Annotated in this window: 14 protein-coding genes and 1 tRNA gene; 9 read left to right on the forward strand and 6 right to left on the reverse strand. The window is 68.4% G+C overall.

What is annotated here, in order from left to right:
- Positions 1-148: 148 nt before the first annotated feature.
- Positions 149-1,564: an MFS transporter gene (locus tag CQ034_RS13685; protein ID WP_105711466.1), complete on the reverse strand. Its 1,416-nt coding sequence runs from the start codon at positions 1,562-1,564 to the stop codon at positions 149-151.
- A 104-nt stretch (positions 1,565-1,668) separates the two neighbouring features.
- Here CQ034_RS13685 and CQ034_RS13690 point away from each other — a divergent pair, with 104 nt between their 5' ends.
- Positions 1,669-2,685 (forward strand): LacI family DNA-binding transcriptional regulator, encoded by a 1,017-nt coding sequence (locus tag CQ034_RS13690; RefSeq protein ID WP_029264168.1) that lies wholly within the window; start codon positions 1,669-1,671, stop codon positions 2,683-2,685.
- A gap of 3 nt (positions 2,686-2,688) precedes the next feature.
- Here the strand turns inward: CQ034_RS13690 and CQ034_RS13695 are convergent, their stop codons facing one another.
- Positions 2,689-3,621: a nucleoside hydrolase gene (locus tag CQ034_RS13695; protein WP_105711468.1), complete on the reverse strand. Its 933-nt coding sequence runs from the start codon at positions 3,619-3,621 to the stop codon at positions 2,689-2,691.
- 112 nt (positions 3,622-3,733) lie between these two features.
- Between CQ034_RS13695 and CQ034_RS13700 the strand changes: the two genes are divergently transcribed.
- Positions 3,734-4,582, forward strand: a complete 849-nt coding sequence (locus tag CQ034_RS13700; protein ID WP_105711490.1) for a ribokinase — start codon at positions 3,734-3,736, stop codon at positions 4,580-4,582.
- A 105-nt stretch (positions 4,583-4,687) separates the two neighbouring features.
- Here CQ034_RS13700 and CQ034_RS13705 read toward each other — a convergent pair.
- Positions 4,688-4,770, reverse strand: a tRNA-Leu gene (locus CQ034_RS13705).
- A 144-nt stretch (positions 4,771-4,914) separates the two neighbouring features.
- Between CQ034_RS13705 and CQ034_RS13710 the strand changes: the two genes are divergently transcribed.
- The 7 genes from CQ034_RS13710 to pknB are packed head-to-tail and all read left to right on the forward strand — an operon-like array spanning position 4,915 to position 13,781.
- Entirely contained in the window at positions 4,915-5,640 is a 726-nt protein-coding gene (locus tag CQ034_RS13710) for a DUF3662 and FHA domain-containing protein (protein WP_105711469.1), read from the forward strand.
- Complete coding sequence (locus tag CQ034_RS13715) at positions 5,637-6,158, forward strand: FHA domain-containing protein (RefSeq protein ID WP_029264172.1); 522 nt, start codon at positions 5,637-5,639, stop codon at positions 6,156-6,158. Before CQ034_RS13710 ends, CQ034_RS13715 begins: the two co-directional genes overlap by 4 nt.
- 7 nt (positions 6,159-6,165) lie before the next feature.
- Positions 6,166-7,470: a PP2C family serine/threonine-protein phosphatase gene (locus CQ034_RS13720; RefSeq protein ID WP_029264173.1), complete on the forward strand. Its 1,305-nt coding sequence runs from the start codon at positions 6,166-6,168 to the stop codon at positions 7,468-7,470.
- A complete protein-coding gene (locus tag CQ034_RS13725) occupies positions 7,467-8,852 on the forward strand; it encodes an FtsW/RodA/SpoVE family cell cycle protein (protein ID WP_105711470.1) in 1,386 nt (461 codons plus the stop codon). The genes CQ034_RS13720 and CQ034_RS13725 overlap by 4 nt, the downstream gene beginning before the upstream one ends.
- Positions 8,849-10,303, forward strand: a complete 1,455-nt coding sequence (locus CQ034_RS13730; protein ID WP_029264175.1) for a penicillin-binding transpeptidase domain-containing protein — start codon at positions 8,849-8,851, stop codon at positions 10,301-10,303. Before CQ034_RS13725 ends, CQ034_RS13730 begins: the two co-directional genes overlap by 4 nt.
- The gene (locus tag CQ034_RS13735; RefSeq protein ID WP_205828771.1) at positions 10,300-12,045 is read left to right on the forward strand and encodes a protein kinase; all 1,746 of its coding nucleotides are present in this window, start codon (positions 10,300-10,302) and stop codon (positions 12,043-12,045) included. The genes CQ034_RS13730 and CQ034_RS13735 overlap by 4 nt, the downstream gene beginning before the upstream one ends.
- 44 nt (positions 12,046-12,089) lie before the next feature.
- A complete protein-coding gene (pknB, locus tag CQ034_RS13740; RefSeq protein ID WP_105711472.1) occupies positions 12,090-13,781 on the forward strand; it encodes a Stk1 family PASTA domain-containing Ser/Thr kinase in 1,692 nt (563 codons plus the stop codon).
- 32 nt (positions 13,782-13,813) lie between these two features.
- Here pknB and CQ034_RS13745 read toward each other — a convergent pair whose 3' ends face one another.
- Genes CQ034_RS13745 through CQ034_RS13750 form a run of 3 tightly spaced genes read right to left on the reverse strand, consistent with a single transcriptional unit; the run spans position 13,814 to position 15,421 of the window.
- Positions 13,814-14,446 (reverse strand): aminodeoxychorismate/anthranilate synthase component II, encoded by a 633-nt coding sequence (locus CQ034_RS13745; protein WP_105711473.1) that lies wholly within the window; start codon positions 14,444-14,446, stop codon positions 13,814-13,816.
- Positions 14,443-14,598 (reverse strand): DUF4175 domain-containing protein, encoded by a 156-nt coding sequence (locus CQ034_RS19460; protein ID WP_140403281.1) that lies wholly within the window; start codon positions 14,596-14,598, stop codon positions 14,443-14,445. The genes CQ034_RS13745 and CQ034_RS19460 overlap by 4 nt, the downstream gene beginning before the upstream one ends.
- Before the next feature lie 28 nt (positions 14,599-14,626).
- Positions 14,627-15,421 (reverse strand): class E sortase, encoded by a 795-nt coding sequence (locus CQ034_RS13750; protein ID WP_105711474.1) that lies wholly within the window; start codon positions 15,419-15,421, stop codon positions 14,627-14,629.
- Positions 15,422-15,454: the final 33 nt, after the last annotated feature.

A 15,454-nucleotide genomic window follows, 5' to 3' on the forward strand; every position in this document is an offset into this window, starting at 1 on the left:
CAGAACCTCTTCGTGTCGGGCGAGGTCCGTGCGGACTCGCGGGGCGCGCCCCTATGGACCCGCTCCCTCCCCCGAGAGGCTGCGCATATTCAACCACGCCTCCGCTTTTTCCGCACCTGATCCGGGAAAAATCACCCCGGGCGACGCGTCACCTCAGTTCGGCATGCACCGGCTTCGGGATGAACATCGAGAAGATCAGCGCACCGACGAGCACGACGGCTCCGGTGACCAGTGCGGCGACGTATCCGGCCCCCGCTCCGGCCGACTCCGAGGCGAACGACGTCTGAGCGGCGTAGATGACGACGAAACTCAGCCCGGCGCCGAGGTTGATGGCGCCGGTGTTCAAACCGGGAAGCGACCCCGGGCGCTCCTTCGGCGAGAGCACGACGCCCAGGCCGTTGAGCATGATGTTCCCGATGCCGGCGTAGGTGATGCCGACGGCGACGGAGAGCAGCAGGAGCACGAGACGTGAGGCGGTCTCGACGTTGGCGACCATGAGGCCGAGCACCACGATGGTGCCGCCGAGGCCGATCCGCAGCATCGTCCGGTACCCGACCGTGGCGGCGAGCCTGCCGCTGAGCGGCCCCATCAGCAGACCGGCGAGGGCGTAGGGCATGAGGATCCACAGCGACACCTCCTCGGCACTCATCCCGAGGTTCATCGAGGAGTCCTGCGCGAGGGCCGGCACCACGCCGTTCATGATCGCGAAGATCCCGGAGAGGGTGAGGAGTGAGGTGGCGCTCAACGCCCAGGTGGCGCGCTGCTTCAGCTGGGGAATCGACACGAGCGGATGCTCGATCGTGCCCTCGAGCTTCCAGAAGGAGACGAACGAGACGACGGCGACCACGGCGAGGACGAGCACGAGGATCAGGTCCGCATCGGCGAGCTTCCCGAGCTCGTTCAGAGCGACGAGCATCGAACCGACGGAGACGACCAGCAGCAGCGAGCCCCACCAGTCCATCCGCGGACGGTCTTCGGCCATCGTCTCGGGCGCGAGGAAGCGCACGACGAGAGCAGCACCGACGGCGACACCGCCCATGGTCCAGAAGATCGAGGCGAAGCCGTGGTTGGTCGCCAGATACCCGCCGAGCAGAGCGTCGCCCCCGGCGATCCCTCCGTTGACCGCGGTGACGACACCGAGCAGCGTGCCGTAGACCTTCGGATCCGCGACGGCCGCGCGCAGCATGATCAGGCACAGCGGAACCACCGGTCCCGACACTCCCTGGATGAGGCGACCGATGAAGAGCATCGGGACGTTGGTGGCGAGCGCCGCGACGACGCAGCCGACCGCCATCACGACGAGCATCCCGACCAGAACCCGTCGGCGCCCGATCAGATCGCCGAGACGGGGGAGAAAGAGGGTGAAGAGGGCGGCGGCCGTGAAGAAGACGGTCTGGGTCGCCGCGATCTCGGAGGCGGTCGCATCGAGCTCACGCTCCATCGTCACCAGAGCCGGGCTCAGCATGCTGGCGTTGAGTTGGAACGCGAGGCACGCCGCGAGGAGCGCGATCATCAGCGAAACCACGCTGGAACGGGTACGAACCGCATCTGTCTGGTTGGTCATTGCTCACTTCTTCGTGTCGATCGTTGGCTGTTCGCGTGCGTAATCCTTTACGCACGTCATATCTTTGAGTCGTGGTGCCACCGGCACCGGGGATGAGAGTCGTGATGAAGAAGGCGTCCGTCACGCTGCATGAGGTCGCAGCCGCCGCCGGTGTGTCCATCGCGACGGTCTCCCGGGCCCTCAACGGCAAGGACCGCGTATCGGGACGCACGGCCGAGCATGTCGCGCAGGTGGCCGAGCAGCTGGGCTACCGGGTCAACCTCATCGGCCGCGGTCTGCGCGCAGGCACGGGCGCCACCATCGGCGTGGTCGTCCCCGTCATCAGCAACCCCTTCTACGGTGAGCTCATACACCGCCTCGAGGACCATCTGCAGCGCCGCGGGTTCGACCTCGTCATCGCGGATTCACACGGAGACGTCGACCGGGAACGCGATCGTCTGCGCATGCTGGTCGAACGGCGCGTGGAGGGCATCTTCGTGGTGCCCTCCGATGCCGAGCTCTCGTTCGAGGCGGTCGCCGACACCGCGCGCAGGGTTCCGCTGGTGCAGCTCGACCGGCGAGTGCTCGATCTTCCGGCGGACTTCGTCGGGGTCGACAACGACGCCGGCATCGACCTCGCCGTCGAGCACGTCACCTCCCGCGGCGCGAAGCGTGTCGTCCTCGTCTCCGGCAACGACGTGACCTCGGTGGGTCGCGAGCGGCGGGCCGCCTTCGAGGCGACGGTGCGCACCCGCGGGTTGCCGCACGAGGAGAGCATCTTCGGCGAGTACCTGCTGTCGTTCGGCGAGAGCGCCGCGGAGGCGCTGCTGGCCCGCGGCCCGCTTCCCGATGCGATCATCGCCGGAGACGACCTCGTCGCGGCCGGTGCCATCGCCGCACTGAAGCATGCGGGGCGGAGCGTCCCCTCCGACGTGCAGGTCACCGGGTTCGACGGCACGATGCTCGCGGATGTCTGCGAGCCGCGGCTGACGACCGTGGTGCAGCCGTTCGACGAGCTGGCCCGCGAGGCGACGGAGGCGCTGGTGCGGCGGATGGAGGATCCCGACGCGCCGTACATCCTCAGCCGTCTCGCGCCGAGTCTGCGCGTGGCCGAGTCCACGACGCCCGCCGCACCGCGCTGAGCATCAGGCCAATGCGCCGACAGCATCCGTCACCAGGTCCCAGAACTTCGGCGCGTCGAGGGTGATCGCGACGTCGGTGTTCGGCTCCTTGCCCAGCATGTCGTGCAGGTCGACGCAGGTCGCACCGGCCGTGAACTCACCGGTCGTCTCGATGTCGACGTGGCAGCGCTGGACCGTGGCGACGGCCCGATCGATCGCGATGGCGACGGTGATGGGATCATGCAGAGGTCCCTCCGGCATGCCCTCGGCCTTCTCGTAGGTGCTGCAGAAGAAGCGCAGCAGCTCCACTCCGAATGCCGAGGTCTCGTTGCCGACCGCACCGATCCGCTGGATCACCTCTTCGGTGATCAGTGCCTGGTGGGAGATGTTGAGCCCGACCATGGTGAGCGGAACGCCGGATGCGAACACCACGGCCGCGGCCTCGGGATCTGCCCAGGCGTTGAACTCCGGATACGCGCCGACATTGCCGCGGCCGGTCGAGCCGCCCATCCAGATGATCTCCTTGATCTGGGGCACGACCTCCGGATGCTGCTGCAGGAGGAGCGCGATGTTGGTGAGCGGGCCGGTGGGGATCACGGTGATCGGCTCCGGCGAGGCGGCGAGGGTGTCGGCGAGGAACTGCACGGCGTGGCGCGGGTCGAGGGGCACGGTCGGCTCGGGGAGCACCGGTCCGCCGAGCGCGTTCTCGCCGTGGATCCATGCGCCGGGGGTGAGTTCACGGACGAGGGGCTTGTCGGCTCCGGCGGCGACCGGCACGTCCGTCACGCCGGCGACGGTGAGTGCGATCCGCGCGTTCCGGGTGGTGTGCTCGAGGTAGCCGTTGCCGCCCACCGTCGTCACACCGCGGAGGTCGATGGCGTCGTTTCCGGCCGCGAGCCAGATGGCGAAGACGTCGTCGTGGCCGGGATCGCAGTCGAGAAGGACGGGAGTTGTCATGGTGCTCCTTTGCAGATGTGCGTGCGTAAACGTTTACACTTTCTATCATGAACGTCAAGCCGGCCGCGATTTCCGCGTTCCGATGCCTCCGCTCGATCCGAAAGCTGCTGCCATGACCTCTCCTGCTCTTCCATCCCTCGTCGTCGTCGGCAGCGCGAACGTCGACGTCACCGCGTTCGTCGAACGACTCCCCACTGCCGGGGAGACCGTGGCCGGCGGGCGACTCTCCCGTGACCTGGGCGGGAAGGGCGCGAACCAGGCCGTCGCCGCCGCGAAGTTGGGCGGAAAGGTCCGGATGGTAGGTGCCGTCGGTGACGATGCCGACGGTTCCTGGACCCGCGCGGAGATGAAGCGCGCCGGAGTGGATGTCGCCGACCTGCGCACGGTGGATGACGCCACCGGCACCGCGCTCATCGTCGTCGACGCGGATGCCGAGAACCAGATCGCGGTCTGCCCCGGCGCCAACGACCACGTCTCCCTGGACAGTGTGACGTTCGGCGCGGACGAGGCCGTGCTCATGCAGCTGGAGATCGCGCTCGCGGTGGTCGAGGAGGTCGTCGCCTCGGCGGAGGGCTTCATCGCGCTCAATGCCGCACCCGCCCAGCCGTTGCCCGAGGCTCTGCTGCGCCGGGTCGACCTGTTCATCGTGAACGAGACCGAGCGGGATCTCATGCCCGAGCTGGCCGAGGCGGAACTCGTCGCGGTCACCTACGGCGCGGCCGGCGCTGCGCTGTATCGCCGTGGCGAGGAGATCGCCCGAGCCGACGGCGTCCCCGCCGAGGCCGTCAACACCGTCGGGGCGGGCGACGCCTTCTGCGCGGCGCTCGTACTCGCGCTGCGTGCCGGGCACGCGCCGGCCGATGCGCTGGCCGCCGCCTGTGCGGTGGGATCCGCGGCGGTGTCGCACCTGTCGTCCCAGCCCCCGTTCGAACACCTGAGCCGGTATCTTCCTGTGGCCTGAGCGGCGCCCGGAGAAGGAGAAGGCCCGGTGTCCTCAACGGAACCGGGCCTTCTTCAGAATGACAGAAGGCCGAGCCCTGTGGGCCCGGCCTTGTGTCATTCGCTGTGCGCGAGGGGGGACTTGAACCCCCACGTCCTTACGGACACTGGCACCTGAAGCCAGCGCGTCTACCATTCCGCCACTCGCGCGAGTGTCTCGTTCCGAAGAACTCAACTTCCCAAAGATATCACGCGATTTCACCCCCTGATGCACGCCTCAGACCCCGATCGGCGGCGTTCCCCCAGGTCACCTGGCTACGATGTGTCTACCGGTCGGCATGCCAGAGGAGCCCAGTGGGACTACTTGACAGCTTTGAGAAGGGTCTCGAGCGCGCAGTCAACAGCGCGTTCGCGAAGACCTTCCGCAGCGGCATTCAGCCGGTGGAGATCGCTTCTGCGCTCCGCCGCGAGGCCGACACGAAGGCGGCGGTCGTGAGCCGCGACCGCATCATCGCGCCGAACAGTTTCGTCGTGCGCCTCAGCCCGGACGACGCGGAGCGGATGCGGGGACTCGGCGGCGCCCTCACCGATGAGCTGCTCGCGCTGCTGACCAAGCACGCCAAGGCGCAGGGGTACAGCTTCTCCGGCCCCCTGTCGATCAACCTCGAGGCCGACGAAAAGGTCGCCACGGGAACCGTGCGCGTGAACTCGGGCACGGTCGAGGGCCGCGTGAGCTGGCAGGCCGTGGTCGACGTCGACGGCCGTCGTCACGCGATCAACCGCGCCCGTACGGTCATCGGCCGGGGGACGGATGCCGACATCACGATCGCGGACGCCGGATCCAGCCGCAAGCACGCCGAGATCCTGTGGGACGGCGAGCGCGCCATGATGCGCGACCTGGGCTCCACGAACGGCACCAAGGTCAACGGCCAGAAGCTCCGCGAGGCCGCCCTCCCCACCGACACGACCATCACCATCGGACGTACCGACCTGGTGTTCCGGATCGTCCCCGTGGCCAGCCCGTCGCGTCCTGCGCCCCGCGGCGACGACGCCACCCGAGCGTTCGGAGCCCTCGGTTGAGTGAACTGATCCTCCTCCTGCTCCGCATCGGGTTCCTCGTCCTGATGTGGTTCTTCGTGTTCGGCGTCGTGTACTCGCTCCGCGCCGACCTCTTCGGCGTCCGTGTGCGCAAGCTCCCCGCCGAGGCGACCGCCGGCGCACCCGCTCCTGCGGCAGCACCGGCAGCGGCCCCCGCGGCGAAGCCGTCATCCGCACGCTCCTCGACCGGACCGGCGACCGTCGCCACCGCCAAGCGCCTGGTCATCACGTCCGGGCCCAAGGCCGGCCTCGAGCTGCCACTCAGTGCCGACTCGCTCACGATCGGCCGCTCCAGCGAGTCGGCCCTCGTGATCCGTGACGACTACACGTCCAGCCACCACGCCCGCCTGATGCTGCGCGGCGACAGCTGGGCGATCCAGGACCTCGACTCGACCAACGGGACCTTCGTCGCCGGCCAGCGCGTGTCGGCCTCACCGGTCGCCCTCTCGCTCGGCACCCCCATCAAGGTGGGCGCCACGACCTTCGAGCTGCGAGCCTGACCCCGGCATGGTCTTCGAAGGCTCGAGCGTCGCGATCTCCCACACCGGGAAGATCCGCTCCAACAACCAGGACTCCGGGTACTCCGGAGCGAACCTGTTCGCCGTCGCCGACGGCATGGGCGGCCACGCCGGTGGAGACGTCGCCTCGAGCATCGCGATCCAGCGGCTGCAGCCCCTCGACCAGGGCTACTCCTCGGTCGAAGACGCGCAGGCCTCGCTGCAGGCCGCCGCGACGACCGCCGCAGGCGACCTCATCCGCGCCGCGAAGGAGCGTCCCGAACTCGCCGGCCTCGGCACGACGGTCAGCGCGATCATCATGGTCGACGAGTACGCGGTCATCGGCCACATCGGCGACTCGCGCATCTACCTGTACCGCGACGACGCACTGACCCAGATCACCGCCGACCACACCTTCGTGCAGCGCCTGGTCGACTCCGGTCGGATCACCCCGGAGGAGGCGCGCTACCACCCGCGGCGCTCGGTCCTCATGCGCGTTCTCAGCGACATGGACGCCGACCCCGAGCTCGACATGTTCGTCATGCACACGCAGCCCGGCGACCGATGGCTGCTCTGCTCCGACGGGCTCTCCGGAGTGGTCGACGAGACTCGCATCCTCAAGGCGATGCAGCTCGGCGTCGCCCCCGGCCGCACGGCGGACTACCTGCTCAAGCAGGCACTCGACGGAGGCGCTCCCGACAACGTCACGATCGTGCTGGTCGACGTCGGCGGGCAGCATCCGATCCACTCCGGCACCCCCACGATCGTGGGCTCGGCCTCGAACCCCGACGGCGTCTACGTGCCGCCGGTGCGCCCGCCGCGCGGAAACTGGCTGCACCCGGTTCGGCAGGCCGCGAACGAGCCCAGCCACTTCGAGCCCGCCCCCGAGTATCTCGAGGAGCTCATCGAAGAGGATCGGCGTCGCGCGAAGCGCCGCCGGGCGGGCTGGATCGCCGGCGCACTCCTGGTCGTCGCGATGCTGGTCGTCGCCGCCTTCGCCGCGTACAGCTGGACCCAGACGCGCTACTTCATCGGCGCCGACGACGACAGCGTCGTGATCTTCCAGGGTGTGCAGCAGAACATCGGCCCGATCACGCTGTCGACCCCGATCGAGGACACCGACATCCTCCTCGCGAACCTGCCGCAGTATCAGCGGGCATCCGTCGAACGCACGATCAATGCGCGCTCGCTGGCCGATGCGATGGCCATCGTCGACCGTCTGCGGGCGGGCGCCGACGCGAACGTGATCGAGCAGACACCGCTTCCCACCCCGCTGCCGACGCCGAGCGCGACCCCCGCGGGGGGTGAGGGATGAGCACCGACGTGCAGGCGGACACCACCGTCATCAAGGCCCTCAAGCGACTCCGGATGCCGCAGACGCAGCGCAACCGCGAGTTCTGGCTGCTGCTGTTCGCTTGTGCGATGAGCGGCGCCGCGCTCACTCTCGTCCAGCTGGGCGCACTCGGCGTGATCGACCCGATGATCCTCGCGATCGGCGGCGGTCTCGCGGCCCTCGCCTTCGCGCTGCACATCGTGCTGCGTTTCGTCGCCGCCGATGCGGATCCGTTCGTCGTGCCCATCGCGACGCTGTTGACCGGCCTCGGCATCGCGATGATCTACCGCATCGACATCGCCTTCAAGAACACCGGCTGGGACGCCTACTCCACGAAACAGCTCGCCTGGACCGCGATCTCCCTCGCGGGCGCCATCGCGGTCGTGATCCTGCTGCGCAACTATCGGATCCTGTTCCGGTACACCTACATCTTCGGTCTCGCCGGAATCCTGCTCCTGCTGCTGCCGTTCGTGCCCGGCCTCCGCATCGACGACGCGAACGCGGCCGTCTGGGTGTCGCTGGGCGGCGTCTTCGCCTTCCAGCCCGGCGAGCTCGCAAAGATCTGCCTGGCGATCTTCTTCGCCGGCTACCTCGTACGCACCCGCGAAAGCCTCACGTCGGTCGGCAAGAGGGTTCTCGGCATCACTTGGCCCCGCATGCGGGAACTGGGACCTGTCCTCGTGGTCTGGCTCATCTCGCTCGGGATCATCGTCTTCCAGCGCGATCTCGGTACCGGAACCCTGATCTTCGGCATGTTCGTCGCGATGCTCTACGTCGCCACAGGGAAGACCAGCTGGGTCCTCATCGGCCTGGGCCTCGTGGTCGCCGGTGTGGCGGTCGCGACGCAGATCCTGAGCTACGTGCACGGCCGCTTCATCAACTGGCTGTTCCTGTTCGACGCGAACCAGGTCGACCCCGACGGCGCGGGGTATCAGCCCATGCAGGGGCTGTTCGGTCTCGCCCGCGGCGGACTCATCGGCACCGGCTGGGGCCAGGGACGCCCAGAGGTCACGCCGCTCGCGCACAGCGACTACATCATCACGAGCCTCGGTGAAGAGCTCGGCCTGATCGGGCTGTTCGCGATCCTGTGCCTGTACATGGTCTTCGTCAGCCGCGGCATGCGCATCGGTCTCGCGGGTCAGGACGACTTCGGCAAGCTGCTCGCCACCGGCCTCTCGTTCACCATCGCGCTGCAGGTGTTCATCATGGTCGGCGGCGTCACCCGGCTGATCCCGCTGACCGGCCTGACCACCCCGTTCCTCGCCGCCGGCGGATCGTCGCTCGTGGCCAACTGGCTCATCGTGGCGCTGCTGCTGCGCATCTCCGACGGCGTCCGCCGCCAACCGAGGGTCGTGATCGGATGACGCGAGAGCTCCGCCGCCTCAGCATCGTGATGCTGTTCATGTTCATCGCCCTGTTCGCCGCGACCAGCTGGATCCAGGTCGTCGAGGCCGATGCCCTGGCCCAGAACAGCAACAACAAGCGCACGCGCCTCGACAGCTACGAGATCCAGCGCGGCGCGATCATCGTCGACGGCGCTACCATCGCCAACTCCGTGCCCAGCGACGACAGGTACCAGTTCCAGCGCGTCTACACGGATGCCGCGATGTGGGAACCGGTGACCGGCTACTTCAACGCGGCACTCGATTCGCGCACGGGTATCGAACGCGCCATGAACGCCGAACTCTCGGGCACGGGCGCCAACGCCCTGCTGGCCGAGGTCGAGCGCATCATCTCCGGCCAGCCCCAGCGCGGGTACAGCGTGGAGCTGTCGCTGAACACGGCGGCTCAGCGCGCCGCCTATGAAGCACTCGGCGGGCTGCAGGGTGCCGTCGTCGCGATGGAACCGAAGACCGGACGCATCCTCGCCATGGTCTCCACCCCGGGTTTCGACACGAATCAGATGGCGACGCACGACGCGGATGCGGCGAACGCCACCTACGACCAGCTCGCGGCCGACCCCGGCAAGCCGCTGTCCAACCGCGCGATCGCCGGCGACCTCAACCCGCCGGGATCGACGTTCAAGGTGGTCGTCGCGGCGGCGGCGTACGCCAGCGGGAACTGGACCCCGCAGTCGACGCTGCCCAACCCCATCTCGTACACCCTCCCCGGCTCCTCCAATCGGGTGTCGAACGCCTGGGGCGGCAAGTGCGGGCCGGGCGCCACGGTCACGATCGCCGAGGCCATCCGGCTCAGCTGCAACATCCCGATGGCGGAGCTCGCCGTCGAGCTCGGCGACGACACGATCCGCGAGATGGCCGAGAAGCTCGGTTTCAACAAGTCCTTCGAGACTCCGCTGGAATCGACCCCCTCCAGCTACCCCCGCGCCCTCGACGACGCGCAGACCGCACTCACCGGATTCGGCCAGGGCAAGGTCACCGCGACCCCCCTGCAGATGGCGATGGTGTCGGCCGGTCTCGCGAACGACGGCGTCGTGATGAATCCCCGGATGGTGGATGCCGTGATCGGGAACGACCTGTCGGTGATCGAGGCCTTCCAGGACAGCGAGTTCGGCCGTGCGATGGAAGCCGATGTCGCCGACGACGTGACCGCGTCGATGGTGGCCAGCGTCGCTACGGGCGCGGCCCAGGGTGCAAGAATAGACGGGATCGACGTGGCCGGTAAGACGGGCACCGCAGAGAACGGAAACAGGCCGCACACGTTGTGGTTCACCGGCTTCGCGCCGGCGGACGACCCCGCGGTCGCAGTAGCGGTCGTCGTCGAAGACGGCGGCGGACAGGGACAATCAGGCAGTGGCGACACCATCGCCGCTCCGATTGCGAAGAAGGTCATAGAGGCGGTGCTGGGCAGATGAGGCCGACGCAGGGTGTGTCGTTCGGTGGTCGTTACGAGCTGCAGTCGCGTATCGCGATCGGTGGCATGGGCGAGGTGTGGGAAGCGACGGATCACGTCATCGGACGTACCGTCGCGATCAAGATCCTCAAGGACGAGTACATGGGGGACCCCGGGTTCCTCGAGCGGTTCCGTGCAGAAGCGCGGCACGCCGCTCTCGTGAACCATGAGGGCATCGCCAGCGTCTTCGACTACGGCGAGGAGAACGGCAGCGCCTACCTCGTCATGGAACTCGTGCCCGGCGAGGCTCTCTCGACCGTGCTCGAGCGCGACGGTGCACTCAGCGCCGACAAGACGCTCGACATCGTGGCCCAGACGGCATCCGCTCTGCAGGCCGCACACGCGGCCGGTCTCGTGCACCGCGACATCAAGCCGGGAAACCTGCTGATCACGCCCGACGGCCGCGTCAAGATCACCGACTTCGGCATCGCCCGCATCGCCGATCAGGTTCCGCTGACGGCGACCGGCCAGGTCATGGGCACCGTGCAGTACCTGTCTCCCGAGCAGGCATCGGGTCACCCGGCGTCTCCCGCCACCGACACCTATTCGCTCGGCATCGTCGCGTACGAGTGCCTGGCAGGCAAGCGTCCGTTCACGGGCGAGTCGCAGGTGGCGATCGCGATGGCGCAGATCAACGAGCAGCCGCCGCCGCTGCCGCCTACCGTGCCGATCCCGGTGCAGAACCTCGTCATGGCGATGATCGCCAAGAAGCCCAGCGACCGCCCCTCGTCGTCCGCGACGGTGGCCCGTGCGGCCCAGGCGCTTCGTCGCGGCGACCTGAACTCCGCGGCCATCGCCGTGCCCGCGATTGCGACCGGCGGGATCGCCGGCGATGACGACGCGACGCGCATGCTCACGGCGTCCGGAGACGACGGCACCACCCGCATCCTTCCCACCACCGCTCAGCTCCCCACCGAGGACGCGGCGGCGGACGAGAAGAAGAAGAAGAAGAGCCCGTGGACCTGGCCGCTGATCGCGCTGATCGCCCTGCTGGTGATCGTGCTCGGTGGAGCCGTGTGGGCGATGCTGATGAACCAGGGCGACCCTGACGCCAAGCCGTCGGATTCGGCTTCTCCGTCGCAGTCCCAGACGCAGACGCCACCACCGGCGACCACCCCGCCGCCCGAGGTGGTTCGCGTCGACGTGACCGCGTTGGGCCTGGCGGGCATGGATTGCGGCACGGCCACGTCCACGCTCAAGGAGGCCGGTTTCACGGGCGAGATCACCTGCCCCGAGGGCGACCCGGCCCCGACCGACGGCGACGTCGGCAAGGTGTACCGTGTCGTCCCCTCGGGCAACGTCGAGACGACGCAGCCGATGACCCTCACGATCTACGCCGCGCGCGCCGCCCTGCCGACCCCGACCGACACCCCGACCATCACGGGTGACCCGATCGCCGGCAGCACGGTCACCATCTCCTGGGGCACCGGGTTCACGTGCCCGAGCGGCACGACGCTCTCCGGATACGTCGTCTCGCTCCAGAACGGCACGTTCGTGTCGGGCGGGCCGAACTTCCAGCCGACGCAGCGGAACACGCAGATTCAGGTGGCTGATGCCGCGGGCCAGCAGCTCATCGTCACGTACCAGGGCATGTGCTCGGGTGGCGACCAGCGCACGTCGTCCGCGTCGCCGCCGCTCTCGGTTCCGATCGTCGCCGCGACCGACCCCGGCGAGGGTGACGGAGGCGGCGGCACCGAAGGGTAGCCTTTAATCCAGCTCAGCCGCAGTCGTTTTCCAGGGGGTAGTACGTGTCCACAGAGCCACGAGTCATCGCGGGTCGATACCGCGTCGACGAGCTCATCGGGCATGGCGGAATGGCCAAGGTCTATCGCGGATTCGACCTGACGCTCGGCCGTGAGGTCGCGATCAAGATCCTCGATCCCGACCTCGCTCGCGACACCGCCTTCCGCACCCGGTTCCGGCTGGAGGCGCAGGCGGCGTCCCGCATGTCGCACCCCTCGATCGTCCGCGTGTTCGACGCCGGCGACCCGTCGTCGAACGACCCGTCATCCGACGAGCCGCCGTACATCGTGATGGAGCTCGTCAAGGGCACGCTGCTGAAGAAGATCATCGCCGACGGCCCGGTGCCGGTCGAAGACGCGGTGCGCTACGTCGACGGCATCCTCGAGGCGCTCGACTACTCCCACCGCGCGGGTGTCGTCCACCGCGACATCAAGCCCGGCAACGTCATGGTGACCGACAAGGGCCAGGTCAAGGTGATGGACTTCGGCATCGCCCGAGCCGTCTCCGACTCCTCGTCGACCGTGGCGGAGACCACGCAGATCATCGGCACGGCCGCCTACTTCTCACCGGAGCAGGCCAAGGGCGAGCCCGTGGATGCCCGCGCCGACCTGTACTCGACCGGTGTCGTGCTGTACGAGCTGCTCACCGGCCGCCAGCCGTTCCGTGGCGAGTCGCCGGTGGCCGTCGCCTACCAGCACGTCAGCGAGACCCCGATCCCACCGACCGAGGTGAACGAGGATGCGCCGGGCGCACTCGACCCGATCGTCCTGCGAGCCCTCGCGAAGGACCCGTACCAGCGGTACCCGGATGCCGCGCACTTCCGCGCCGCCCTCGATGCCGCCGTCACCGGGAGCGCGCCGACCCGCAAGCAGCTCGGTGCGCTGACGAGCGAGCTGTACGGTCCGAGCCCGCGTCAGGCGCAGGAGACGGCACGTTCGCTGCGCCAGCTCAGCTCCGACACCACCATGACCCGCACCCAGTCCGGCCCTCCGGTCGCCTGGATCTGGGCCGGTGTCGCGCTGCTCGCGGTGCTGTTGGCGTCCGTGCTGTTCTGGGTGGTCACGATCAGCATGCGTCCGCCCGAGGTGCCGAGCACCTCGCGCATCATCCCCAATCTCGTGAACGTGTCATCCGAGCGCGCGCAGGACGACCTCGCCAAGCTCGATCTGACCGCGAAGATCGTGATCGAGTCGAGTTCCGAGATCACCGAGGGCAACGTCATCCGCACCGACCCCGAGGCAGGAGTCTCGGTGGAGGAGGGCTCGACGGTCACCGTTCACGTCTCCTCGGGCGTGGAGACCGTGGTGGTGCCGAAGATCGAAGGCATGGGCCTCGAGGATGCCACCAAGGCACTGAAGGCCGCCGGCCTCGAACTCGGGACCGTCATCCAGCGCAACGACAAGGGTCTGGCCGCCGGCACCGTGATCTCCGCCAGCGAAGCGGCAGAGACCGAGGTCGCCCCCGACACCGTCGTCAATCTCGTCGTCGCCAGCGGCAAGGTGACGCTGACCGATCTCGTCGGGTGGACCGTCGAGGCCGCGACGACGAACCTCACCGACCTCGGTCTGACTCCCGAGCCGGTGGAAGAGGCGGATTGCGCTCCCACGGAGCCCCCGACCGTGCACTCGATGTCGGTCGCACCGGGTGACGTGCCGATCGGATCACCGGTCGAGCTTCGCTACTGCGCCGCGCCCTGAGTCTCTCGTGACGCGAATCGCGCGTCGAGATGTCAGCGCGAGAGTGGATGCAGGGTCTCGGATCGCGCCACGGCATCCGCGTCGCCGCAGAGTTCCAGCCAGTTCGCGAGAAGCCGGTACCCGCCTTCGGTGAGCACGCTCTCCGGGTGGAACTGCACGCCGTGCAGCGGCAGCTCTCGGTGCGACAGCGCCATGACCGTTCCGCTCTCCGTCCAGGCGGTGACGACGATCTCGGGCGGGAGGTCCGCTGCCGCGAGCGCCAGGGAGTGATATCGGCCGACGTCGAACGGCGACGGGATCCCCGCGAACAGCGCTGATCCGTCGTGCGTGACCGCGGAGACCATGCCGTGCATCAACTCGGGCGCCTCGCTCACCGCGGTGCCGAGCGCTTCGCCGATGGTCTGGTGTCCGAGGCAGACGCCGAGCGTCGGCATCCGCCGTCGAACGGCGATCCGCACCGCGTCGAGCGACACTCCCGCGTCCGCGGGACGTCCGGGGCCGGGGGAGAGCAACAGGGCGTCGTGGCCGGTGAGCATCCGCTCGAACTCGGCGGCGTCCAGCGCGTCGGATTCGACCATGGTGGTCTCGGCGCCGAGCTCGTGGAGGTAGCCGACCAGCGTGTGCACGAAGCTGTCGTGGTTGTCCACCACGAGAACTCGGGTCATTCGACGTCGACCTCGCCGGGGGCGATGATCGGGCTGATCCAGGGGAACACGTACCAGAACAGCCCGTACAACACGGCGGCGATGACGACGACCAGGATGAGGACGCGCAGCCACCACGGGCCGGGCAGCAGGCGCCAGAGTGCGGCGTACATCAGTCTTCTCCCTCGTGAGCGTCCACGGTCACACCGATGGTGCGGCCGGAGGCGGCGGCGGGTCGGTCAGCGCGGTGGGGAGCCCCTCGGCGCGGGGCTGGAAGCTCTCGAACACCCCGTAGGCGACGATACGCTCGGCGAGGGAGTAGAGCGGAGAGCAGGCGGTGAGCGTGATGTACTGCTCTCCGGTCTGCTGCTCCGGCATCTGCGGCACGTCGGCGAGCACATCGGTCTGTGTCGGCTTGACGTACTCGAGCGTGCGGAAGCGGTAGGTGTACCAGCCGTCGGGAGTCTCGACGACGATCGCGTCGTTCAGCTGCAGCTTGTCGAGCTGGTTGAAAGGCTTGCCCCAGGTGGTGCGGTGTCCCGCCATCGAGAAGTTGCCGACCTCGCCGGGCATCTTGGAGTCCTTGTAGACGCCGATCCCCTTCTGATCCAGGGTTCGCGCACGGCTCGTTCCGCCGTAGATGCCGAAGTTGTAGTCGGCTCCGAAACGGGGGATGTGCATCTGCCCGAACCATGTGGCGTCTGCCGGTGCTGCGGGCACCGGGGGCACGTAGGTGGTGGTGCCGTCGTCCTCTTCCACGACCGGCGGCAGCTCCGGCGCCTCGCCCTGTGCGAGCTCCTGCGAGATGGCTGCGCCCTCGTCGTTCTTCTGGGCGCTGATGATGATGTCGCCGATCCACATCTGCCAGGCGACGAAGAGCAGGACGAGCACTCCGGCGGTGAGGAGGAGCTCGCCGAGCACGCTCGCGAAGGTGGCGCGAGAGCGTGGTCGCTCTCGCCGCGGGCGTCGCCCCCCAGGCACGACGGATGCAGTCATGGCGCGATCATATCCCGGGACGCTGAACGGATG

The sequence above is a fragment of the Microbacterium sp. MYb45 genome, assembly GCF_002979655.1.
Lineage (GTDB): Bacteria > Actinomycetota > Actinomycetes > Actinomycetales > Microbacteriaceae > Microbacterium.

Coding starts and splice junctions, on each gene's coding strand:
- CQ034_RS13685 (WP_105711466.1), bottom strand. CDS start 1,564: ATGACCAACCAGACAGATGCGGTTCGTACCCGTTCCAGCGTGGTTTCG.
- CQ034_RS13690 (WP_029264168.1), top strand. CDS start 1,669: ATGAAGAAGGCGTCCGTCACGCTGCATGAGGTCGCAGCCGCCGCCGGT.
- CQ034_RS13695 (WP_105711468.1), bottom strand. CDS start 3,621: ATGACAACTCCCGTCCTTCTCGACTGCGATCCCGGCCACGACGACGTC.
- CQ034_RS13700 (WP_105711490.1), top strand. CDS start 3,734: ATGACCTCTCCTGCTCTTCCATCCCTCGTCGTCGTCGGCAGCGCGAAC.
- CQ034_RS13720 (WP_029264173.1), top strand. CDS start 6,166: ATGGTCTTCGAAGGCTCGAGCGTCGCGATCTCCCACACCGGGAAGATC.
- CQ034_RS13725 (WP_105711470.1), top strand. CDS start 7,467: ATGAGCACCGACGTGCAGGCGGACACCACCGTCATCAAGGCCCTCAAG.
- CQ034_RS13730 (WP_029264175.1), top strand. CDS start 8,849: ATGACGCGAGAGCTCCGCCGCCTCAGCATCGTGATGCTGTTCATGTTC.
- CQ034_RS13735 (WP_205828771.1), top strand. CDS start 10,300: ATGAGGCCGACGCAGGGTGTGTCGTTCGGTGGTCGTTACGAGCTGCAG.
- CQ034_RS13745 (WP_105711473.1), bottom strand. CDS start 14,446: ATGACCCGAGTTCTCGTGGTGGACAACCACGACAGCTTCGTGCACACG.
- CQ034_RS19460 (WP_140403281.1), bottom strand. CDS start 14,598: ATGTACGCCGCACTCTGGCGCCTGCTGCCCGGCCCGTGGTGGCTGCGC.
- CQ034_RS13750 (WP_105711474.1), bottom strand. CDS start 15,421: ATGACTGCATCCGTCGTGCCTGGGGGGCGACGCCCGCGGCGAGAGCGA.